General features: G+C 66.3%; 21 protein-coding genes and 1 pseudogene. 14 read left to right on the top strand and 8 right to left on the bottom strand.

Annotated elements, in window-relative coordinates:
• Positions 1-11 precede the first annotated feature (11 nt).
• From B3446_RS09975 to B3446_RS09950, 6 genes are all read left to right on the top strand, one after another.
• Positions 12-1,097: an ABC transporter ATP-binding protein gene (locus B3446_RS09975; protein WP_191578972.1), complete on the top strand. Its 1,086-nt coding sequence runs from the start codon at positions 12-14 to the stop codon at positions 1,095-1,097.
• Complete coding sequence (locus B3446_RS09970) at positions 1,097-2,185, top strand: ABC transporter ATP-binding protein (RefSeq protein ID WP_291380548.1); 1,089 nt, start codon at positions 1,097-1,099, stop codon at positions 2,183-2,185. Before B3446_RS09975 ends, B3446_RS09970 begins: the two co-directional genes overlap by 1 nt.
• Positions 2,182-3,072, top strand: coding sequence for a carbohydrate ABC transporter permease (locus B3446_RS09965; RefSeq protein ID WP_291380546.1), 891 nt, complete (start codon positions 2,182-2,184; stop codon positions 3,070-3,072). The genes B3446_RS09970 and B3446_RS09965 overlap by 4 nt, the downstream gene beginning before the upstream one ends.
• Positions 3,065-3,877, top strand: coding sequence for a carbohydrate ABC transporter permease (locus B3446_RS09960; protein WP_175136658.1), 813 nt, complete (start codon positions 3,065-3,067; stop codon positions 3,875-3,877). The genes B3446_RS09965 and B3446_RS09960 overlap by 8 nt, the downstream gene beginning before the upstream one ends.
• A 27-nt stretch (positions 3,878-3,904) precedes the next feature.
• A complete protein-coding gene (locus tag B3446_RS09955) occupies positions 3,905-4,213 on the top strand; it encodes a DUF2160 domain-containing protein (protein ID WP_056317261.1) in 309 nt (102 codons plus the stop codon).
• A gap of 119 nt (positions 4,214-4,332) precedes the next feature.
• Positions 4,333-6,063 carry an ABC transporter substrate-binding protein gene (locus tag B3446_RS09950; protein ID WP_191578970.1) on the top strand — a complete coding sequence of 577 codons (1,731 nt, stop codon included), beginning with the start codon at positions 4,333-4,335 and terminating at the stop codon, positions 6,061-6,063.
• 9 nt (positions 6,064-6,072) lie between these two features.
• Here the strand turns inward: B3446_RS09950 and B3446_RS09945 are convergent, their stop codons facing one another.
• The gene (locus B3446_RS09945) at positions 6,073-6,750 is read right to left on the bottom strand and encodes an aspartate/glutamate racemase family protein (protein ID WP_291380541.1); all 678 of its coding nucleotides are present in this window, start codon (positions 6,748-6,750) and stop codon (positions 6,073-6,075) included.
• Positions 6,751-6,893: 143 nt separating this feature from the next.
• Between B3446_RS09945 and B3446_RS09940 the strand changes: the two genes are divergently transcribed.
• Entirely contained in the window at positions 6,894-7,868 is a 975-nt protein-coding gene (locus tag B3446_RS09940) for an alpha/beta hydrolase family protein (RefSeq protein ID WP_291380539.1), read from the top strand.
• 146 nt (positions 7,869-8,014) lie between these two features.
• Here B3446_RS09940 and B3446_RS09935 read toward each other — a convergent pair whose 3' ends face one another.
• Positions 8,015-9,070 (bottom strand): sensor domain-containing diguanylate cyclase, encoded by a 1,056-nt coding sequence (locus tag B3446_RS09935; RefSeq protein WP_224776956.1) that lies wholly within the window; start codon positions 9,068-9,070, stop codon positions 8,015-8,017.
• A 113-nt stretch (positions 9,071-9,183) separates the two neighbouring features.
• A complete protein-coding gene (locus B3446_RS09930; protein WP_291380537.1) occupies positions 9,184-10,080 on the bottom strand; it encodes an NAD(P)/FAD-dependent oxidoreductase in 897 nt (298 codons plus the stop codon).
• A gap of 272 nt (positions 10,081-10,352) precedes the next feature.
• Here B3446_RS09930 and B3446_RS09925 point away from each other — a divergent pair, with 272 nt between their 5' ends.
• From B3446_RS09925 to B3446_RS09915, 3 genes are all read left to right on the top strand, one after another.
• The gene (locus B3446_RS09925) at positions 10,353-11,174 is read left to right on the top strand and encodes a glucose 1-dehydrogenase (RefSeq protein ID WP_291380535.1); all 822 of its coding nucleotides are present in this window, start codon (positions 10,353-10,355) and stop codon (positions 11,172-11,174) included.
• A gap of 7 nt (positions 11,175-11,181) precedes the next feature.
• A complete protein-coding gene (locus B3446_RS09920) occupies positions 11,182-13,002 on the top strand; it encodes a glycoside hydrolase family 15 protein (RefSeq protein WP_291380533.1) in 1,821 nt (606 codons plus the stop codon).
• Positions 13,003-13,183: 181 nt separating this feature from the next.
• A complete protein-coding gene (locus B3446_RS09915; RefSeq protein WP_291380532.1) occupies positions 13,184-14,311 on the top strand; it encodes an acyl-CoA dehydrogenase family protein in 1,128 nt (375 codons plus the stop codon).
• A 34-nt stretch (positions 14,312-14,345) separates the two neighbouring features.
• Here the strand turns inward: B3446_RS09915 and B3446_RS09910 are convergent, their stop codons facing one another.
• Positions 14,346-14,765 (bottom strand): DUF2784 domain-containing protein, encoded by a 420-nt coding sequence (locus B3446_RS09910; RefSeq protein ID WP_291380530.1) that lies wholly within the window; start codon positions 14,763-14,765, stop codon positions 14,346-14,348.
• Between the two features lie 160 nt (positions 14,766-14,925).
• Between B3446_RS09910 and B3446_RS09905 the strand changes: the two genes are divergently transcribed.
• Positions 14,926-15,366: a nuclear transport factor 2 family protein gene (locus B3446_RS09905; RefSeq protein WP_291380528.1), complete on the top strand. Its 441-nt coding sequence runs from the start codon at positions 14,926-14,928 to the stop codon at positions 15,364-15,366.
• A 16-nt stretch (positions 15,367-15,382) separates the two neighbouring features.
• On the opposite strand, the gene B3446_RS09900 is transcribed toward B3446_RS09905, so the two are convergent.
• The 4 genes and pseudogenes from B3446_RS09900 to B3446_RS09885 form a co-directional block, all read right to left on the bottom strand.
• Positions 15,383-15,958 carry a restriction endonuclease gene (locus B3446_RS09900; RefSeq protein ID WP_291380526.1) on the bottom strand — a complete coding sequence of 192 codons (576 nt, stop codon included), beginning with the start codon at positions 15,956-15,958 and terminating at the stop codon, positions 15,383-15,385.
• A gap of 34 nt (positions 15,959-15,992) precedes the next feature.
• On the bottom strand, positions 15,993-16,250 hold the full coding sequence (locus B3446_RS09895; protein ID WP_291380524.1) for an RNA-binding S4 domain-containing protein: 258 nt from the start codon (positions 16,248-16,250) through the stop codon (positions 15,993-15,995).
• A 206-nt stretch (positions 16,251-16,456) separates the two neighbouring features.
• A pseudogene (locus B3446_RS09890) lies at positions 16,457-17,083 on the bottom strand (DUF502 domain-containing protein); the annotation flags it as partial.
• A gap of 157 nt (positions 17,084-17,240) precedes the next feature.
• Positions 17,241-17,708, bottom strand: a complete 468-nt coding sequence (locus B3446_RS09885) for a winged helix-turn-helix transcriptional regulator (protein ID WP_175121736.1) — start codon at positions 17,706-17,708, stop codon at positions 17,241-17,243.
• 135 nt (positions 17,709-17,843) lie between these two features.
• On the opposite strand from B3446_RS09885, the gene B3446_RS09880 reads away from it, so the two are divergent.
• The 3 genes from B3446_RS09880 to B3446_RS09870 form a co-directional block, all read left to right on the top strand.
• Positions 17,844-19,145, top strand: coding sequence for a D-amino acid dehydrogenase (locus B3446_RS09880; RefSeq protein ID WP_191578958.1), 1,302 nt, complete (start codon positions 17,844-17,846; stop codon positions 19,143-19,145).
• 224 nt (positions 19,146-19,369) lie between these two features.
• Entirely contained in the window at positions 19,370-20,497 is a 1,128-nt protein-coding gene (locus B3446_RS09875) for a metallophosphoesterase family protein (RefSeq protein WP_291380521.1), read from the top strand.
• On the top strand, positions 20,494-21,767 hold a 1,274-nt coding region (locus B3446_RS09870), incomplete at its 3' end, for an AAA family ATPase (protein ID WP_291380562.1). The genes B3446_RS09875 and B3446_RS09870, both read left to right, overlap by 4 nt.

The raw sequence follows: 21,767 nt of genomic DNA, 5'->3' as shown, positions 1-21,767 counted from the left end.
GAGGAGACTAGATGCAGCTGACCTTGGACGGGATAGCTTTGCGGGCCGGCTCGCAGACGCACCTGTATCCCATGAGCCTGGCCCCGGTTCCGGGCGCCATGACCGTCCTGCTGGGGGCCACCCTGGCCGGCAAGACCTCGCTGATGCGCATCATGGCCGGGCTGGATCGGCCTTCCGAGGGCCACGTGCGGGTTGACGGCGCCGACGTCACCGGCGTGCCCGTCCGCCAGCGCAACGTGGCGATGGTCTACCAGCAGTTCATCAACTATCCGTCCATGTCGGTCTACGACAACATCGCCTCGCCGCTCAAGCTGCGCGGCGAGCGCGACACACGTGAAAAAGTCCACGCCATGGCGGCGCGGCTGCACATCGACCATCTACTTGACCGCTATCCGTCCGAACTGTCGGGCGGTCAGCAGCAGCGGGTGGCGCTGGCGCGGGCCCTAGCCAAGGACGCGCCGCTGATCCTGCTGGACGAACCGCTGGTCAACCTGGACTACAAACTGCGCGAGGAATTGCGCGACGAACTCTCGGAATTGTTCGCGCAGGGGCGGTCGACCGTGGTCTACGCCACCACCGAACCGGGCGAGGCGCTGTTGCTCGGCGGCCACACTGCGGTGCTCGATGCGGGCGAACTGCTGCAATACGGCCCCACGGCCGAGGTTTTTCACCGGCCCAATTCGATCCGCGTGGCGCGCGCCTTCAGCGACCCGCCCATGAACCTGTTCGCGGCCCGCCGCCACAATGGCGGGTTCGTGCTGCAAGGCGACGTGGCGGTGGATCGCGCGCTGCCGGCGGGTGTGGACGCCGAGATCACGGCCGGTCTGCGCGCCGGCGCGCTGGATGTGGAATCCCGGCCCGGTCACGTCGAGCTGCCCGGCCGGGTCAAGCTGGCCGAGATATCCGGGTCCGACACCTTTGTCCATGCCGAGACGGCCGCGGGCGACGTGGTCGCCCAACTGCCCGGCGTGCACCGATACACATTGGACGAGCACGTGCGCCTGTATTTCGACCCCGCGCAGACCTATGCGTTTGGCCCGGATGGCGCGCTGCTGGCGGCGCCCCGGCAGCGGGCGGGCGCGGGGGAGGTCGCCTGATGGCGCAGATTGAGCTGGACCTGTCCCATTCGTACGTCGCCCATCCCAAGTCCGACGACGACTACGCGCTGCTGCCGCTGCAGTTCACCTTCCGCGACGGCGGGGCCTATGCCTTGCTCGGGCCCTCCGGCTGCGGCAAGACCACGCTGCTCAACTGCGTGTCGGGCCTCTTGCGGCCGTCGCACGGGCGCATCCTGTTCGACGGGCAGGACGTCACCGACAAAACCCCGCAGGCGCGCAACATCGCGCAGGTGTTCCAGTTTCCGGTGGTGTACGACACCATGACGGTCGCGGAGAACCTGGCGTTTCCGCTGCGCAACCGGGGCGTTGCGCCCGATCGCATCCGCGAGCGCGTGGGCCGCATCGCCGAAATGCTGGAAATGTCCAACGTGCTGGACCGCCGCGCCAGCGGGCTGACGGCGGATGCCAAGCAGAAGATCTCGCTGGGCCGCGGTCTGGTGCGCAGCGACGTGTCCGCGATTCTCTTTGACGAGCCGCTCACGGTGATCGACCCGCAACTCAAGTGGGAACTGCGCCGCAAGCTCAAGGAGATCCATCACGAGTTCAAGCTGACGCTGATCTACGTGACCCACGACCAGACCGAGGCACTGACCTTTGCCGATCAGGTCATGGTCATGGCGCGCGGCCGCGCCGTGCAGGTGGGCAGCGCCGACGATCTGTTCGAGCGGCCCGCGCACACCTTTGTGGGCCATTTCATCGGGTCGCCGGGCATGAACTTCCTGCCGGCCCAGTGGCGCGACGGCGCGCTGATGGTGGGCCAGCACCGGTTGCAAGGCGTGCCGGCCGAGCTGGCCGTCAAGCTGGAAGGCGCGGGCCCCGTCAAGCTGGGCGTGCGGCCGGAATACCTGCGCGTGACCGATCCCGGGACGGCTGGCGCGGTGCCCATGCGCGTGGAACGCGTGCAGGACGTGGGCACCTACACGCTGCTGGTGGCCGACTTTGAAGGCACGCCGGTGCGCGCGCGCCTGGGCAGCAACGTCGTTGCCGGCGGCAAGGACGCCACGGTGTGGCTGACCGTGCTCAATCCGCACACCTGCTTCTACCGCGACGAGGAACTGATCCGATGAAACCCACCGATCACCGGGCCTGGTTTCTGGTCCTGCCGGTTGTGCTGTGCGTGGCGTTCTCGGCCATCCTGCCGCTGATGACCATCGTCAATTATTCGGTGCAGGACATCATCTCGCCCGAGCGTCGCGTGTTCGTTGGCACCGAGTGGTTCGCTGCCGTGCTACAGGACGAGGAACTGCATGGTGCGCTGTTCCGGCAGATCGGGTTTTCGTTTGCGGTGCTGCTCATCCAGATTCCGCTGGGCATCCTGCTGGCGCTGTCGATGCCCGCCAGCGGCTGGCGTGCGTCGGCCGTGCTGGTCATCATCGCGTTGTCGCTGCTGATTCCGTGGAACGTCGTGGGCACCATCTGGCAGGTGTTCGGCCGCACCGACATCGGGCTGCTCGGCGCCACGCTGTCCTGGCTGGGCGTGGACTACAACTACACCGGCAACGACGTCGACGCCTGGGTCACCGTGCTGGTCATGGACGTGTGGCACTGGACGCCGCTGGTCGCGCTGCTGTGCTATGCGGGGCTACGCGCCATTCCGGATGCGTATTACCAGGCTGCGCGCATCGACGGCGCCTCGCGCTTTGCCGTGTTCCGCTACATCCAGCTGCCCAAGATGCGCGGCGTGCTGATGATTGCGGTGCTGCTGCGGTTCATGGATAGCTTCATGATCTACACCGAGCCGTTCGTGCTGACCGGCGGCGGCCCTGGCAACGCCACGACTTTCCTGTCGCAATACCTGACGCAGAAGGCGGTGGGGCAGTTCGATCTAGGCCCCGCCGCCGCGTTTTCGATCATCTACTTCCTGATCATCCTGCTGCTGTGCTTCATCCTCTACAACTGGATGCAGCGCGCGGGCACCACGGGCGGTTTCGACGAGGAGCGGGGCAATGCGTGAGAAATCCACCTGGTGGCGCGGCGCCTTCCTGACGCTGTACCTGGTGTTCGCCATCCTGCCGCTGTACTGGATGCTGAACATGTCGTTCAAGTCGAACACCGAGATCGTCAGCACGCTGACGCTCTGGCCGCGCGACTTCACGTTCGAGCACTACCGCACCATCTTCACCGACCCGGCCTGGTATTCCGGCTACATCAATTCGCTGATCTACGTCGTCATCAACACGGTCGTCTCGCTGGCCGTGGCGCTGCCGGCCGCCTATGCGTTTTCGCGTTACCGGTTCATCGGCGACAAGCATGTTTTTTTCTGGCTGCTGACCAACCGCATGACGCCGCCCGCCGTGTTCTTGCTGCCGTTCTTCCAGCTCTACAGCTCATTCGGCCTGATGGACACGCACCTGGCGGTGGCGCTGGCCCACCTGGTGTTCAACGTGCCGCTGGCGGTGTGGATCCTGGAAGGCTTCATGTCCGGCGTGCCGCGCGAAATCGATGAGACCGCGTATGTGGACGGCTATTCGTTCCCGCGTTTCTTCCTGACGATCTTCCTGCCGCTCATCAAGTCGGGCGTGGGCGTGGCCGCGTTCTTCTGCTTCATGTTCAGCTGGGTGGAATTGCTGCTGGCGCGCACGCTGACCTCGGTCAATGCCAAACCCATCGTCGCGACCATGACGCGCACCGTATCGGCCTCCGGGATGGATTGGGGCGTGCTGGCCGCGGCGGGCGTGCTGACCATCGTGCCGGGGGGCATCGTCATCTGGTTCGTTCGGCACTACATCGCGAAGGGCTTCGCGATGGGCCGCGTGTAGGCATCGGGACTACAGGAGGGCGTGCCCATGTTCAGCTGGATGGTGTGGACCACCCCGGTTGCCGTGTTCTTCAGCTGCATCGTGCTGATGCTGGTGGGCATGACGATCTGGGAGCTGAAGTCGCCCACGCAGGAGCGCAAGGGATTCTTGCCACTGCGCACGACGCGGGGCGACCGGCTGTTCATCGGCCTGATGGCCGCGGCCTGGCTGAACCTGGCGTTCCTGGGATTCGGCCAGAAAGCGGTCGAGTGGTTTTCGCTGGATCAGCCGCCATCGGTGTGGATCAGCTTCGTGCTGTCCATGCTGCTGCTGGCGTTCATCATGAAAAAAGGGTGAGAGAAGGGCGCCAGACCCTTCGTTGGTTTCGGGCAGTCAGGAAAAGGACTATCGGCCAGCGTCTTCCCCGGCCAGCGGTCCGCAGCACGATAGGGGAAGACTTATCGAGGAGACAGGTCATGAAATTGCGCATGCACGCCATGGCGGCCGCTATCGCCCTGATCGGTACGTCAGGGGCTTGGGCCGGCGAGCCGGAGGCAAAGAAGTGGGTCGATTCGGAGTTCCAGCCTTCGTCGCTGTCCAAGGAACAGCAGATGGCCGAAATGAAATGGTTCATCGACGCCGCGGCCAAGCTCAAGGCCAAGGGCGTCAATGAAGTCAGCGTGGTGTCCGAAACCATCACCACGCACGAGTACGAGTCCAAGACGCTGGCCAAGGCCTTTGCCGAGATCACCGGCATCAAGGTCAATCACGACCTCATCCAGGAAGGCGACGTCGTCGAAAAGCTTCAGACGTCCATGCAGTCCGGCAAGTCCATCTACGACGGCTGGATCTCCGATTCCGACCTGATCGGCACCCACTACCGTTACGGCGCCATTCTGCCGCTGTCCGACTACATGGCCGGGGCTGGCAAGGAGTGGACCAATCCCAATCTGGACCTCAAGGACTTTATCGGCACCAAGTTCACCACCGCACCCGACGGCAAGCTGTACCAGTTGCCGGACCAGCAGTTCGCCAACGTGTACTGGTTTCGCGCCGACTGGTTCGCGCGGCCCGACCTGAAGGAAAAATTCAAGGCCAAGTACGGCTATGAACTGGGCGTGCCCACCAACTGGTCCGCGTACGAAGACATCGCGACGTTCTTCTCCAACGACGTCAAGGAGATCGACGGCAAGCGCGTCTACGGCCACATGGACTACGGCAAGAAGGACCCGTCGCTCGGCTGGCGTTTCACCGATGCGTGGCTGTCGATGGCGGGCGCGGCCGACAAGGGCCTGCCCAACGGCATGCCCGTGGACGAGTGGGGCATCCGCGTGGCCGACGACAAGTGCACGCCGGTGGGCGCGTCGGTGTCACGTGGCGGCGCCACGAACAGCCCGGCCGCTGTGTACGCGCTGACCAAGTACATCGACTGGATGAAGAAGTTTGCGCCGCAGCAGGCCATGGGCATGACCTTCTCGGAAGCGGGACCCGTGCCCGCGCAGGGCCAGATCGCCCAGCAGATCTTCTGGTACACGGCCTTCACCGCCGACATGACCAAGAAGGGGCTGCCGGTCGTGAACGACGACGGCACGCCGAAGTGGCGCATGGCCCCGTCGCCGTACGGCCCGTACTGGAAGGACGGCATGCAGAACGGCTACCAGGACGTGGGCTCGTGGACCTTCTTCAAGTCCACCAACCCCGACAAGATGGCGGCCGCGTGGCTGTATGCGCAGTTCGTCACGTCCAAGTCGGTGTCGCTCAAGAAGTCCATTACCGGCCTGACCTTCATCCGCGACAGCGACATCAACAGCGAGTTCTTCACCAAGAACGCGGCCAACTACGGCGGCCTGATCGAGTTCTACCGCAGTCCCGCGCGCGTGGCATGGACGCCCACCGGCACCAACGTGCCGGACTATCCGAAGCTGGCGCAGCTCTGGTGGAAGAACGTCGCCACCGCGGTCACGGGCGAAAAGACCCCGCAGGCCGCGATGGACAACCTGGCCAACGAAATGGATCAGGTGATGGCACGGCTTGAACGGGCGGGCATGGCGCAGTGCGCGCCCAAGCTCAACCCCAAGAGCGATCCGAGCAAGTGGCTGTCGGACCAGCACGCGCCTTGGAAGAAGCTGGCCAATGAAAAGCCCAAGGGCGAGACGATTCCCTACGAGCAACTGCTGTCGGCGTGGAAGGCAGGGAAGGTGAGGTAAGCGGCAGGCTCAGGGCGCCACCAACGTCGCCACCAACGGCTCCGTCAACCGCGCCGCCAGCGCCAAGGATGCGGAGGCGCCGTCCAGGGGACGGCACTCTGCGGGCAGGGCGCTGGCGGCGTCCGCCATCCACGGATGGGCGAATGCCACCACGTCCGCGCCGCCTTCCTGTGCGTCGCGGGCCGTTTGCGCGATGGCAGCCAGACATGCCGCCGCCTCGCCGCGTTTGAACAGATCCCAGGCGAGGGGCACCAGACGCACGTCGACCGTAGCGCCGACGGGGCCCGCATAACGTTCGAACAGCGCGCGATTGGCAGCGATGGTAGATTCGACAGCGCACAGCACCACGATGCGGGCGCCTGCGCGAGCCGCCGCGTGGGCCAGCGCCTCATCCGCGCGGATGACGGGGGCGCCTATCCCCGTGATGCCGTCAACGACGGGACCGAGCGTGGCGCATGTGACAATCACGGCGTCCGCCCCGGCCGCCAAGTCCTGCAACGCCGCCGTGATGTCGTCCTGCACGCTGCTGGGTATCGCGCTGGCCGTGGCCCGCGCCTGATCAACGGCAATCCTGAACGCCGGCCGCACGGCATGGCGCAGCGTGTCGGCGGCCAATCCGGCGTCGCGGGCCGCCTGCTCGAAAATCGCCGGATTACTGTCGATGGTGTGCAACAAGGAAATTTGCATGGGGTAAAACCTTGGGCCTTCGTGAATGTCGAAGCGGCATTCTGGTGCCGGCTGCAATCGGCAACAAGACAAGCCCGAATACTGGTATTGCCGATACCCTGCGCGCGACAAATCGATTCAACGCTTATCCTCAACTTGCCCGCATGACCTACGCCTTGAAATTTCTGTACGTTCTGATTCCTGCCGTCCTGGCGCTTTCTGGCGGTGCTGCGCACGCCGCGGGCTTTCAACGCCTGAACCTGCCGATGGACCAGAACGGCCCCGGTCTGCAAGGCGCGGTCTGGACACCGTGCGCCGAAGCGGCGGGCGACATCAAGGTGGGCCACGTCGCCATTCAAGGCGTGCAGGGCTGCAAGGTGCCGGAAGGGCGCTATCCGCTCATCGTCATGTCGCATGGTTCGGCGGGCTCGTATCTCAGTCATCACGACACCGCGGCCGCGCTGGCCGATGCGGGCTTCGTGGTCGCGGCGATCAACCACGTTGGCGACAACGCGCTGGACAAGTCGCGGCAGGGGTATCTGTCGATCTTTTCCACCCGGCCTCGCGAAATGCGCCGGCTGATCGACTACATGACGGGCACGTGGCCGGACAAGGCAAGGATCGATCCTGAAAAGATCGGCTTTTTCGGTTTTTCGCGCGGCGGGTATACGGGCCTGGTGCTGGCCGGCGCGGCGCCGGACCTGGCGGGGGGGTTGGGGATCTGCCAGGAACAGGCGTCGCTGCCCATGTGCCGCGACATCGCCGCCGGCAAGGTGCCGCAGCAGCCGTACCCGCAGGACACGCGCATCAAGGCGGCGGTCATTGCCGATCCGCTCAACGTGTTTCCGGTCGACGCGCTCAAGCGCGTTACGCTGCCCGTTCAGCTATGGGCGTCGGAACGGGGCGGCGAAGGTGTCAGCCCGGCCAGCGTCGAGGCCGTGCGCCAGGGCCTGGGCGCCGCACCGGATTTCCAGGTGGCCGCCGGCGCGGGGCATTACGCGTTTCTGGCGCCGTGCTCGGCTGAACAGGCCGAGGCATTGCCCGGCATCTGCCGCGACGAGGCGGGTATTGATCGGCTGGCGTTTCATCGTGAACTGAACGCCCAGGTGACGGCGTTCTTCAAGGCGCGGCTGCAATAGCCGCGCGTTAGCGCTACAAGGGAACAGCCGCGCGTCCGCGCTTCAAAGGAACAGCCTCGCGTCTGCGCTTTTCGGAACGGGCGCGCCGGCGCTTCGAAGAATGGTCGCGCGCCGCCGCTTCAACGGTAGATGCGCCGCGCGGCCGATCAGTGAATGACGCGCGCCGCCCGGCGCGCGTGCTTGATTTCATACATGCGGGTATCGGCCAGCCGGACAGCAGCCTCCGCGTCCAGGCCCGCCGGGTCCAGCGCCACGACGCCGGCGCTGGCGCCTTCGTAGGCCACGGTGGCGTCGCCCAGCCGATAACGGCCCATGGAGGCGGCCAGAACGCGTTCTTCCATCGCTCGGGCGGCCTCGTCGGGCTCGGCCTGTTGGCTCACGCCGCCTTCGTCGGCACGTTTGCCCGTCAGCGCGGGGCCGGGCCCGATAAGCACGAATTCGTCGCCGCCCACGCGTCCCAGCATGTCCGACCCGCGCAGCGCCGCCGCCATGCGCCGCGAGACTTCCTGCAGGAAAAGGTCGCCTGCCTGGTGGCCGTACGTGTCGTTAATGCTCTTGAAGCCATCCAGGTCGATCACGCCGACCAGCACGCTGCCGTTTTCGCGCACGGCGCGCGCCAGCAGCCGGTCCAGCGCCTCGTAGACAGCACGCCGATTGGGCAGGCCTGTCAGCGTGTCGGTCAGCGCATAGGACATGAGCTGGACGTTGGCCGAGTGCAACTGTTCAACGAGCATTTCGCGTTCGATGAAGCTGGCGATCACGCTGGAAAAAAGCTTCAGCACCGCTTCGGCCTGCGGGCTGATGTCGTGCCGCCGGGCGCTGGCGGCGCACAGGGTGCCGTACAAGGCGCCGTCATCGGCACGCACCGGCGCGCTGACGTAGGTCTGTATGCCCAACTGCCGGGCCGCGTCTGAATCCGGCCAGCATTGCGACACGTCGCTGGTGCACATGCGGCCTTCGTCCAGCGCGCGCTTGCACAGCGTGTCGTCCCAGGGCACGGACAGTCCTTCCGGTATCTGCAGCTGCCCCACATTGCGCGCGTAGCGCACGTGCTGCAGATCGGCCTTCAGGTCAATCGAGGTCAGATAGGTGGATTCAAGTCCGGTGACGGCGCCCAGCATGTCAAGCAGCGGGCGGGTCAACTGCTCGACCGACTTGGCGGCGGGCAGGGCGGTGGAAAGTTCGGCGAGGATGGGATCCAGCACGGCTGCTCCTGGATTCGTGGTCGGATGAACTTGCGGCCCGTGCTCCATGCCGGAGATCGGGCCGCCAATCCCGCCATTATGCACGGCCTCGGGTTCAGGCCAAAGACCGCTTACGCCATGACCAGCGACCGGTGCGCGCAGACGCCGGCCATGACGCCCGAGGCGCTGGCCAGCGTGGCGTTGGACATCGGTGTGGACGCGTCGCCCGCGGCGTACACGCCGGGCACCGTGGTCTGCTTGAGATCGTCCACGCGGATCACGGGTCCCAGCGGCCCCTCGTCGAACGCGCATCCCAGCTGATCGGCAAGCGGACTGGCCATGTGGGCCCGGCTGGCGACGAACAGCGCGCGCAGCGGCGCCTCGCGTCCATCGGCCAGCACGACGCCGTCCAGGGCGGGCGCTGCGCCCAGTAGCGCGACCACCGGCGTGCGCTCGATGTGGACGCCCCGCGCGGCGAGATGCTGCGCGTCTTCTGCCGAAGGTTCGAATTGATCCTGCGTGAAATACGTGGTTGGCCCCCAGTCGGGCAGCATCATCGCTTGATGGGCAGACATCGGATGCGCGGCCAGCACGCCCAGCGGATTGCCTGCGACTTCGTAGCCATGGCAGTACGGGCAGTGCAGCACCGTCTGCCCCCAGCGTTCCTCAAGACCGGGCAGCGGCGGCAACTCGTCGCGCATGCCGGTTGCCAGGATCAGGCGCGCGCCGCGCGCCTGCTGGCCGTCCGCCATGATGATGCCGAAGCCGCCGTCTTTCGGCTGGGCTTGGACCGCCTCGCCGTTCAGGAAGGCAACGGTCGGATAGCGCGCAAGTTGCGCGCGGGCGGTGGCGACGATCTCGTGTGGCGGTACGCCGTCCTGGCCCAGGAACCCGTGCGCGTGCGCGGCGTAGCGGTTGCGGGGCTTGGCCGCGTCGACCAGCAACACCCGGCGTCGGGCGCGCGCCAGTTGCATGGCGGCGGACAGGCCGGCAAAGCTGCCGCCGATGATGATGACGTCGTAGTGCATGGGAAGACCCTCGCGCGGTAGTTTCGATACTTGATAAGTTGCATGATAGGAGCGCAAACGGTCTTATGCAACCTATGTTGTTGCGTATTAACGGCTCGCGGCCAGGAATGCCGCTTGCCGTGGAGCGCCCAGCCGCACCGGGCGGTCCAGAGAAAACTCTGCACATAGCGGGATCATCCCGCCGCCGGGTTGCGCCGGTCCCCCGGGCGGGACTACCCTGAAACCCTCTATACCGGCAGCCCGGCCACATGCCGGCCGCCAAGGAGACTGGCATGCAGCACACGACTGACTTGAACGGCCGCGTGGCCGTGGTGACAGGCGCGTCTTCAGGCATTGGGCGCGCCATCGCAATAGGCCTTGCCGAAGCGGGAGCGCGAGTGGTCGTGAACCACCGGGCGGGCGGGGACTCCCAGGCGCGGGGCGCGGCGGTGGTGGAATCGATCCAGCGCAGCGGCGGGACGGCGGTCGCAGCCGCGGCAGACATCAGCCGGGAAGCCGACGTCGACCATCTGTTCGAGCAAGCCGTGCAGCACTTCGGACGGGTGGACATCCTGGTCAACAACGCGGGCGTTGAACACCCGTCGCCCATTGCCGACATGACGCTCGCAGACTGGCAGCGGGTGATCGACGTGAACCTCACTGGCCACTTCCTGTGCGCGCGGGCAGCTGCCCGAGCCTTCAAATCGCAAACTCCGGACCCGGCCCGCCAGAACCGCTCGGTGGGCAACATTCTCTTCATCAGCTCGGTGCACGAAGTGATCCCCTGGGCATTCCAGGTGAACTACGCCGCGTCCAAGGGCGGCATTTCGCTGCTGATGAAATCCCTGGCGCAGGAGCTGGCGCCTGACCGCATCCGGGTAAATTCCATCGCGCCAGGCGCCATCCGCACCGCGATCAACCAGCCGGCGTGGGACACCCCCCAGGCGCTGGCCAAGCTGCTGGAACTCATTCCGTACGGCCGGATCGGCGAGCCCGAGGACATCGCCCAGGCGGCCGTGTGGCTGGCCGGCGATGCGTCCGACTACGTCACCGGCACCACGCTCTTCGTGGATGGCGGCATGACGCTATACCCCGAATTCCGCGGCGCGGGCTGAGGCGCGCATGTCCAAACCCCTGGAAGACTACGGACTCATCGGTAACATGCTGTCCGCCGCGCTGGTGGCGCGCGACGGCTCGATCGACTGGCTGTGCCTGCCGCATTTCGATTCGCCTGCGTGCTTTGCCGCCTTGCTGGGCGACCAGCGCCACGGGCGCTGGCTGATCGCGCCGCACGGCAAGATCAAGTCGACGTCGCGCCGCTACGTGCCCGATACCGCGGTGCTGGAAACGCGCTTCGAGACCCGTACGGGCTCGGTGCTGGTGTACGACTTCATGCCGCTCAGCGATGACGACGAGCGCGTGGACGTGGTGCGCATCGTGCGCGGCGAATCAGGCCACGTGCAGATGGACATGGAGCTGATCCTGCGCTTCAACTACGGCCAGAGCGTGCCGTGGGTGCGGCGGCGCGATTATGGCCTGAACGCCATCGCGGGCCCGGACGCGGTCGAGCTGCATACGCCCATCGAGCTCGAAGGCCACGACATGAAGACCACGGCGCGTTTCTCGCTGCATCCTGGCCGGGTTGTGCCGTTCACGTTGTCCTATCACCGCTCGCACCGTACGCCCCGGTTCGTGCCAGACCGCGTCGAAAGCATGGACCGCACCGTGTCGTGGTGGCAGGAATGGGCCAAACGGTGCCATTGGGACGGGCCGGGCGACGGGCGTCGCGATGCCGTGGTGCGTTCGCTGATCACGCTGAAACTGCTGACGTTTCAGCCGACGGGCGGGATCATCGCCGCGCCGACGACCTCGCTGCCCGAAGCGCTGGGCGGCAGCCGCAATTGGGATTATCGCCACTGCTGGCTGCGCGACTCGGCGCTGACGCTGTACGCCTTGCTCAACGCCGGCTATCGCGAAGAGGCCGAGGCGTGGCGCCAATGGCTGCTGCGCGCGGTGGCCGGTCACCCCGACCAGTTGCAGATCATGTACGGCATCGCGGGCGATCGCTGGCTGCCCGAGCTGGAGATTCCCTGGCTGCCCGGCTACGAGGACAGCCAGCCGGTACGCCGGGGCAATGGCGCGGCTGGGCAGAGCCAGCTCGACATCTACGGCGAACTCATCGATACGCTGTACGCCGCCCGCGTCGCAGACCTGGCGCCGCTGGCCGAAGCCTGGCGCCTGCAGAACGTGCTGCTCAAGCCGCTGGAGCAGCGCTGGCGCGAACTGGACCACGGCATCTGGGAGGTCCGGGGCGAACGGCGCGCCTTCACGCATTCGCGGGTGATGTGCTGGGTGGCGTTCGACCGGGCGGTCAAAGCGTGTGAGCGCTGGGGCTTGAAGGGGCCGGTCGATGCCTGGCGCCGGCTGCGCGAGCGCATCCACAAGGACATCTGCGAGCATGGCTACGACCGCACCCGCGGCTGCTTCGTGCAGAGTTACGGATCGCCGGCGCTGGACGCGAGCCTGCTGCTGATCCCGCAGGTGGGCTTTCTGCCGGCAAGCGATCCACGCGTGGCGGGCACGGTGCACGCGATCGAACGGGAACTCATGCACGGCGGCCTGCTGCGCCGCTATTCGGTCGAAGACACCGACGACGGGCTGGAGGGCGAGGAGGGCGTCTTCCTGGCGTGCAGTTTCTGGTTGGCGGACGCCTACGTCATGCAGGGCCGGCTGGGCGATGCGGAGCGGCTTTTCGACCGGCTGCTGTCCCTGCGCAACGACCTGGGGCTGCTGTCGGAAGAGTATGACGTCGTGCGCCGCCGCCTGGTGGGCAACTTTCCGCAGGGCTTTTCGCATATCGGCCTGGTGAATACGGCCTACAACCTGAGCCGCGCCATGGGGCCAGCGCAGCAGCGCGCGGAACAGGACGCGCCGCGGGCATAGGGGACGGGCCGCGGGGCTTTAAGAGGCGCACCGCGGGCGTAGCACAACGCGCGCCGGCCGTGGCCCGCGCCGGTGTATTCTCGCAATCACACGGCGCCGCCCGCGCGGCGCCGGTCATGCACACCACAAAAAACGCGCGCCGCGGCTCGATCGACGTCCCGCCGCATCAGGAGAGACAAGCATGCTTTTGACCGACGAACAGCAAAGCGTCCAGGAGATGGCGCGCCGGTTTGCGCAGGAGCGCCTGGCGCCCAATGCCGAACGCTGGGATCGCGAACACCACTATCCCGCCGACGCCATCGCCGAGATGGCGCAGCTGGGCTTTTTCGGCATGCTGGTGCCCGAAGCGTGGGATGGCAACGACAGCGGCTATATTTCGTACGCGGTGGCGCTGGAAGAAATCGCCGCGGGCAGCGGCGCCTGCTCCACCATCATGAGCGTGCACAACTCGGTGGGCTGCATGCCCATCCTGAAGTTCGGCAACGACGACCAGAAGGCGCAGTTTCTGCGGCCGCTGGCGCGTGGCGAACACATCGGCGCATTCGCGCTGACCGAGCCCCAGGCCGGCTCCGACGCCAGCAGCCTGCATACCCGCGCGCGGCGCGACGGCGACCACTACATCCTCAATGGCGCCAAGCAGTTCATCACGTCCGGGCGCAACGGGCAGACGGTCATCGTGTTCGCGGTCACCGACCCCGACGCGGGCAAGCGCGGCATTTCGGCGTTCATCGTCCCCACCGATACGCCGGGCTACAAGGTGCTGCGCGTGGAGGAAAAGCTCGGCCAGCACGCGTCCGACACCTGCCAGATCGCATTTGAAGACATGCGCATCCCGGCGGCGTGGCGCCTGGGCGAAGAAGGCGAGGGCTACAAGATCGCCTTGTCCAACCTGGAAGGCGGGCGCATCGGCATTGCGTCGCAGTCGGTGGGCATGGCGCGGGCGGCTTTCGAATGCGCGCGCGATTACGCTCGCGATCGCCAAGCCTTCGGCAAGCCCATCATCGAACACCAGGCCGTGTCGTTTCGCCTGGCGGACATGGCGACGCAGATCCACGCGGCCCGCCAGATGGTGCTGCACGCCGCGGCCTTGCGCGAAGCGGGCAGGCCGGCGTTGACCGAGGCGTCCATGGCCAAGCTGTTTGCGTCCGAGATGGCTGAAAAGGTCTGCTCGGCGGCGATTCAAACGCTGGGCGGTTATGGCTACCTGAAGGATTTTCCGGTCGAGCGCATTTATCGCGATGTGCGCGTCTGCCAGATTTACGAGGGCACCAGCGACATCCAGCGCCTGGTGATCGCGCGCAGCCTGTAGCGGCGCGAGGCAGGGGTGGGGCGGTTCGCGTTGTTCAGGAGCGGCCTTGTATGGACTGCCGCGCTTGGGCAGCAGCCGCAGCCGCGCGGCGCAGATCGGCCCGGCGGCGCGCCCACACGGTATAGACGACGATGTTGCCCACGACGAGCACCGCCGCCAGCAGCATCTGCGTCGCCCGCGTGATGCCCTCGGGGTAAATGATGCCCAGCACGTAGTGCTCGATGAAGCCGCCCGCGTAGCCTTCCTGCCCCGCGCGTTCGCGCAGCGACACTTCCAGCGGCGTCAGCGGACAGATCCAGCCCATGCCGATCACCATCGCGCCCCACGCCAGCGCCGGCAGATGCCAGAACGCCATGCGCGGCTTCCACAGCGCCAGCAGGCCGCCGAACACCACGGACGCCACAAACAGGCCGTGTATGACCAGCACGAAGTCGGCAAGGATGCGATAGGTCATCTTTGAAATGGGTGAATGGCGGGGCGCCGCAAATTGGCGGGAGGTGCATTAAAGCGTATGCCCGCACGCGGCGGGCGGTGCATTGGCAACAAGGCAAGACGGCTGATGACCGAATAGAATGCGGCCGTGTTCAATCCAAGATACTCCCGGGACCCACGCCATGCACGCTTCGATCACCGCCGCCATCCAGGACGCCGAGGAACGGCTGCGCCAGGCCATGCTGTCCTCGGACATTGCCGCGCTGGAAGCGCTGCTGCATCCGGACCTGCTGTTCGTCAATCACATGGGCTGGACTGTCACGCGCGAGGATGACCTGGAGGCGCACCGCGGCGGTTTGCTGAAGATCCACGCGCTGGACCTGTCCGAACAGTGCATCCTGCCACGCGCAGATTGCGCGGTGGTGTCGGTGCTGGCCCGCATCGCGGGCAGCTACAACGGCGTGCCGGCCAATGGCACGTTCCGGTTCATGCGAACCTGGGCGTCCGATCTGGGGGCGGGTCAGGGGGCAGGTGGGGCGGCGGGTGACGCGGCAGGGGAGGCGGCAGGTGCCACGGCAGGTGCGTGGCGCGTCATCGCGGCCAGTTCGGTGATGGTGATCTGAAGCTGCCCAGCGGTCTTCAGACCTTCAGGTCGCGCAGCAGCTTGGTCAGTTCCGGGGCGGTCATCAGGGAGACGCCCTGCGCCTTGGCATATTGAAAGGCGTTGTCGGACACGTCGCCCAGCGCGATGTAGATGGCTTCGCGGGCGCCGCGCTTTTCGCGCACGGCCTGCAGTTCGCGCAGCGGTTCCACGCCGTTTCTGGCGGCTTTCCAACGCTTGGCGCTGACGATGGCCACGTGGCCGTCCTTGCTCAGCGCGAAATCGGCGCCGGGCGCCTGTAGGCGTTCGACCTCACAGCCGTCGCGGCGGAAACCGGCTTCGACGGTCTTTGAAAAGTCCCCCCACGACATGGCGGCAACGGCTTCGGTCAGCGCCTGCACACGCGCGCCCGACGGCGCACGCAGTTGCTTGTAGGCCGCCATGATGGAAATCACGGCAAACGGCACCGCGGCAAAGACGCCCATCGCGGCATACTCCAGCGGCAGCGCAGCAAAGCCGCCGGCGCTAAGCAGCACGGCCACGCCGGCGCTCATCCACCACGGTGAGCGCAGCAACACGGCAAAGATGGAGTTCTGGGACATCTTGAATTTCATGGCAGCTCGCGGCGAGGTGGAATCAACAGGGAAATCAGGCGCTGTCGCCGTCGCCGTCGTGGCCGCCGGCAAAGGCGCGAACCACGATGCGCACACCACCGCAGGTGACGATCTGGCCATCGCGGATCTTGGCCGTCTTGCGGGTCTCGACCACGCCGCCGACGCTAACCTGGCCGTCGGCCACGAGCATCTTGCCGGCGCCGCCGCTGTCGACGACGCCGGTCGCCTTCAGCAGCTGATTGATTTCAATGTAGGGGCTGCCTTCGGCAAGCGTGAATTCGATGATGGACATGGAAGTGCTTCGGTAAATCGAGGTCAGGCGGGGCCGTTGCCGGGGGCGCGCGGATTGACCGGGTTGGCCGGATTGCCGGTAGCGGCGGGCTGGTCTGCGGACGGCGCGACGGCGGGGGAGAGGGAGGGGGCAGCGGACGAGCCGGCGTTTTGGCTCGCGGGCTGGGCGACAGGCTGCGTGGCCGGCTGAGCCACTGGCTTATCCGCACCCGCCTCAGGGCTGGCGGCAGGCACGGGGCGGATGCCGCCGGTTTCGGCCCGCGCCATCCAGGCGATCAGCGACGAGCGCATGGCTTCCTCGACCGACATCTGGATGGGCTGCACCCATTCCTGCGGCACGAACACGGTATAGCCGCCAATCATGTAGCCCATCGGCAGGTAGACGGCGACGCGATCGCCCTGGGTGAATCCCTCGGGCAAGCCATCGGTGCCGCGGCGCGTCACCAGGCCCACCAGCTCAAGCTGCTGGCCCGGGATGCGCAGGACAACGACCTGCTGGGCCGTGTTCTTGGAACTGGGCGAAAAGTAATCGGCAAAGCTCTTGAGCGACGAATAGATGCTCTTGACCACCGGCAGGTTGGTGAAGGGCATTTCGACCAGCGTCAGGAAGCGCTGCACGCGCTGCTTGGACACCAGGTAGCCGATGGCCAGAATGCCCAGGATGCCCAGCGCCAGGCCCATGCCCGGCACGTAGAAGCCGCCGATAAAGGGGCGCAGGAACGTCAGCGCCACACCTTCCGTCCAGGCCAGAAAGAGGTACAGCAGGTAGATCGTGAGCGCCAGCGGCAGGACGGTGATCAGGCCGCGGAAGAAGTATTTATAAAGACGGGTCATGGGCAAGAGCAAAATTAGGGTCGGACGAACGCGCAGGATCGCCGGGGAGGGCCGCAGCATAGCAGCCGCCGCAGGAATTATCGGTAACAAGGCGGGCGCCCCTGGCCGGGCGCCCCTAGCCGGGCGGGCGCATCCCTTCTTTTAGTGTGAACAGGCCCTAGCGGTCCACCGGCAGGAAGAGCGTCTCCTTGATCTCTTCCATCACGATGTAGCTGTGAGACTCGGCGGACGCGGGCAGCCGCTTCAGGATTTCGCCCAGAAGACGGCGGTATTCGTTCATTTCAGACAGGCGCGCCTTGACCAGGTAGTCGAATTCGCCCGACACCAGGTGGCATTCCATCACCTCGGGCACATACAGCAGTTCCTGCTTGACCTTGTCGAACACGTCGCCCGACTTGGCCGACAGCTTGATCTCCAGGAAGACCAGCAAGTTCTTGCCGAGCGCCGCCGGATTGACGCGCGCATGGTAACCCGTGATGACGCCTTCACGTTCCATGCGCTTGACGCGGTCGGAGCAGGGGGTAGCCGACAGGCTCACACGCTCGGCCAATTCCGTGACCGAAATCCGGCCTTCGCGCTGCAGGATGTCGAGGATTTTGAGGTCAATTCGGTCGAGGTCGCGCATTTCACTAACGCCGGTCGAAAAACAAGGATGGCCCGAGAAAAACCACTGCCCAAGGAAAATCTTCAGTGTTTTTCACTGCTGAAGGGGTCATAGACTACCGAAATTCCCAGACAAATCCAAATACCGGAAAGAATCATGCATGTGATCGTCCTTGGCAGCGGCGTCATCGGCACCACCACCGCTTATTACCTGGCCCGGCAGGGCGCCAAAGTGACCGTGCTGGACCGCCAGCCCGCCGCGGCGCAGGAGACCAGCTACGCCAATGCCGGACAGGTGTCGCCGGGCTATTCCACGCCCTGGGCCGCGCCTGGCATCCCGCTCAAGGCGATCAAATGGCTCTTCAAGAAACATGCGCCGCTGGCGATCCGCCTGGACGGCAGCCTGTTCCAGCTCAAATGGATGGCCGCCATGCTGGCCAACTGCTCGGCCGACCGCTATGCCGTCAACAAGGAACGCATGCTGCGCCTGTCCGAGTACAGCCGCGACTGCCTGCGTGAACTGCGCGCCGCGACCGGCATCCACTACGAAGAGCGCGCCCGCGGCACGCTCCAGTTGTTCCGCACCGAAGCCCAGATGGAAGCCGCGCGCCGCGACATCGCCGTGCTCGAAGAGGTCGGCGTTCCCTACGAACTGCTGGACCGCCACCGTCTCGTCACGGCCGAGCCCGCGCTCGCCAACTCCGCGCACAAGCTCACCGGCGGCTTGCGCCTGCCCAATGATGAAACCGGCGACTGCCAGCTTTTCACCCGCCGCCTGGCGGACATGGCGGCCGCACTGGGCGTTGAATTCCGTTTTGGCCAAAGCGTCACGGGCCTGAACACCGCCGGCGGCCAGATCACCGGCGTGCGCGTCGGCAACGAAGTCCTCACCGCCGACCGCTACGTGGCCGCCTTCGGCAGCTACACCCGCGGGTTCCTCGAACCCCTCGGCCTGGACCTGCCGGTGTACCCGGTCAAGGGCTACTCCCTCACCATCCCCATGAAGGACGAGGCCGCCGCGCCGGTGTCGACCGTGCTGGACGAAACCTACAAGGTCGCCGTCACGCGCTTCGACCAACGGATCCGCGTGGGCGGCATGGCCGAATTGTCCGGCTTCGATCTGCGCCTGAAGGACGCCCGCCGCAAGACGCTGGAACTGGTGGTCAACGATCTGTTCCCCGGTAGCGGCCACGTGGCCCAGGCCGAGTTCTGGACCGGCCTGCGTCCCATGACGCCGGACAGCACGCCGGTCGTCGGCGCCACGCGCTACAACAACCTTTACCTGAACACCGGCCACGGCACGCTGGGGTGGACCATGGCGTGCGGTTCCGGCAAGCTGGTCGCAGATCTCGTCATGGGTCAGCGCCCCGCGATCAGCACCGACGGGCTCGGGCTGTCGCGCTATGACCGCAGCGCAGCGTCCCGCCAGCAGCTGGTGCTGGACGGCAAGGGCGCTTGAGTAGGTCTTAAGCTGCACCTCGCGGCGTGCCTGGGCTGCTTCATCTGCGCCTGGCGTCGCGTCTGACCTGCGTCTCACCGGCCTGCGCCTGATCTGGCGCTCGCATAGCCAGTTGGGCGCACACCCGCCGGGCCGCTTCGATGCGGCCCGCGTTGTTTTTTGCGTGCGCTGAATTGCGCACGCTGTGCGCGAAACGGCTCCTTGCTTTATGCCAAAATCGCCGCATGACCCATTTCCTGCACACTGCCGACTGGCAGATCGGCCGCCAATACGGCCAGTTTGAAACCGACGATGCCGCCATGCTTGCCGAGGCCCGTTTCGAGGTCGTCGCGCGCATCGCCACGCTGGCCGCCGAACGCCGCGTGGATGCCGTGCTGGTCGCCGGAGACGTCTTCGACACGCAGGCCGTGTCCGATCGCAGCATCCGGCGCCTATTTGCCGCCATGGCTGGCTACACGGGGCCCTGGGTAATGATCGCCGGCAATCACGATGCAGCCCTTGCCGACAGCGTCTGGAGCCGTGCCATGCAACTGGGCTGCATTCCGGCCAACGTGCATGTGCCGCTTACGACAGGCGTGGTGGACCTGCCGGACGCCAACCTCGCCGTGCTCGCCGCGCCGCTTACGCAACGCCACACCTACGACGACGTCACCCAGGCTTTCGACACGCTCGAAACGCCACCCGGGCGCATCCGCGTGGGCCTCGCCCATGGCAGCGTGGCCGGCCGCCTGCCCGACACGATCGACGCCACCAATCCCATCGCGCCCGACCGCGCGGACCGCGCCAGTCTTGACTATTTGGCGCTGGGCGATTGGCACGGCTGCCTGTCCATTGACACACGCACCTGGTATGCCGGCACGCCGGAACAGGACCGCTTTCGCGGCAACGAGCCCGGTTACGTGCTGGACGTGCGCATCGACGCGCCGGGCGCCCCGCCCGTGGTCGAACGCATCGCCACCGGCAAGTACCGCTGGTCCGCCTGGACTGAAGCCCTTAGCCTGCCCACCGATGCCCAGGCGCTGGCCGAACGCATGGCGGCGTTGCGGTCAGACGACGTGCTGCGCCTGGACGTGCAGGGTCACGTCAACCTCGAAATCTGGGATGCATTGCAAAAGGCCGTGGCCGAGGCCGCCGCGCAGGTGCGGGCCTTGCTGCCGGACTTGTCCGGCGTGCGCCTGGAACCCGACGAAGCTGACCTGGCCGAATTGCGCGCCAGCGGCTACGTGGGCGAGGTCGCCGCACAACTGCAGGCGTTGCAGGCGGACCAAGACCAGTCCGCCGTAGCCAGCGAGGCCTTGCGCCTGCTGCTGCGGTTCCAGCGCGAAACTGCCACGCAGGGAGCCGCCAAATGAAGATCTCCCGCATCGCCCTCGAAGAATTCCGCAAGTTCCGCCAGCCGCTGTCGCTGGACGGACTGCAAGACGGCCTGAACCTCTTTGTCGGCCCCAACGAGGCCGGCAAAAGCACGGTCGCGGCCGCCATTCGGGCCGCCTTCCTTGAACGCTACAGCACCAGCAAGGTCGCCGACCTGGCGCCGCGCGGCGAATCCGGCGCGCGCCCCAGCGTTGAAGTGGCCTTCACGCACGCGGATCACGCCTATGTCCTGAAAAAGCAGTTCCTGTCCAAGGCCCGCTGTGAACTTGTGGTGGACGACGGTGCGCAGCGGCTGGACGGCGAAGAAGCCGAAAACGCGCTGGCCGGTTTGTTGGGCTTCGAAATGCCCGGGCGCGGCCAAAGCAAACCTGATCTGGCTGGCGTGCCGGGCCTGCTATGGATCCGCCAGGGCGACGGCCAGAACCTGCACGAAGCCGCCGGCTTTGCGGGCTCGCATCTGCGCGATGCGCTGACGCAGCTCTCCGGCGAGCTGGCCTCCGGAGACGGCGACCGGCTGTTCGATCGCGTGTCGGCCGAGCGCGCAGCGCTGCTGGACGCCCGCAACGGCCGCCCCAAGGGCAGCTACAAGGACGCCGAAGACGCGCTCGCGCGCGCCTTGTCCGAACGCGACGAGTGCGGGCAGGCCATGGCGCAGCTTAACGCCGACGTCGATCGCCTGGCCGAACTGCGGCGCGAACATGAACGCGCCCAGGCCGCGCAACCCTGGAAGGATTTCGAGGCCAAGGCCGTCCAGGCTCGCGCGCGCCTTGCCGCACTGGCCAAGGAGCGTGAAGCCTTCGACGGACTGCAACGCGAGCAGGCGCAGGCCGCGCAGACCCTTGCGCTGCTGCAGGATCAGGTCCGGCGCGATCAACAGGACGAAGCCGATTATCAGGCGCTGCTTCGCGATGCACGCGCGGCGCACGCCCATGTGCAGGCGATGCAGGAACCACTGGCGCGCGCGTTGCAGCAGCGGCAATCCCATGCCGCCGCAGTCGAGGCCGCGCGCCGGCGCGTGGCGCGGCTTCAGGCGCAGGCGGACCGCCGCGACCTGGAGCGGCAGCTTGCGCAGCTCACCCCCGAAATCGAACGCCTGGACGGCGCCCTGGTCGCAGCCACGCACCTGATCCAGCAAGGTTCGGCGTTGCGGACAGAAGCCGTCCAACTCGAAATATCCGATGCCGAGATCGAGGGCTTGCGCAAGGCCGGCCGCGAACTCGGAAATCTTCAGTTGCAGCAACAGGCCGT

Origin of the sequence: Achromobacter sp. UBA5777 (assembly GCF_002418565.1) — a bacterium.
GTDB lineage: Bacteria > Pseudomonadota > Gammaproteobacteria > Burkholderiales > Burkholderiaceae_B > Achromobacter > Achromobacter animicus.
This window is presented reverse-complemented; position numbering and strand designations above follow the sequence as displayed.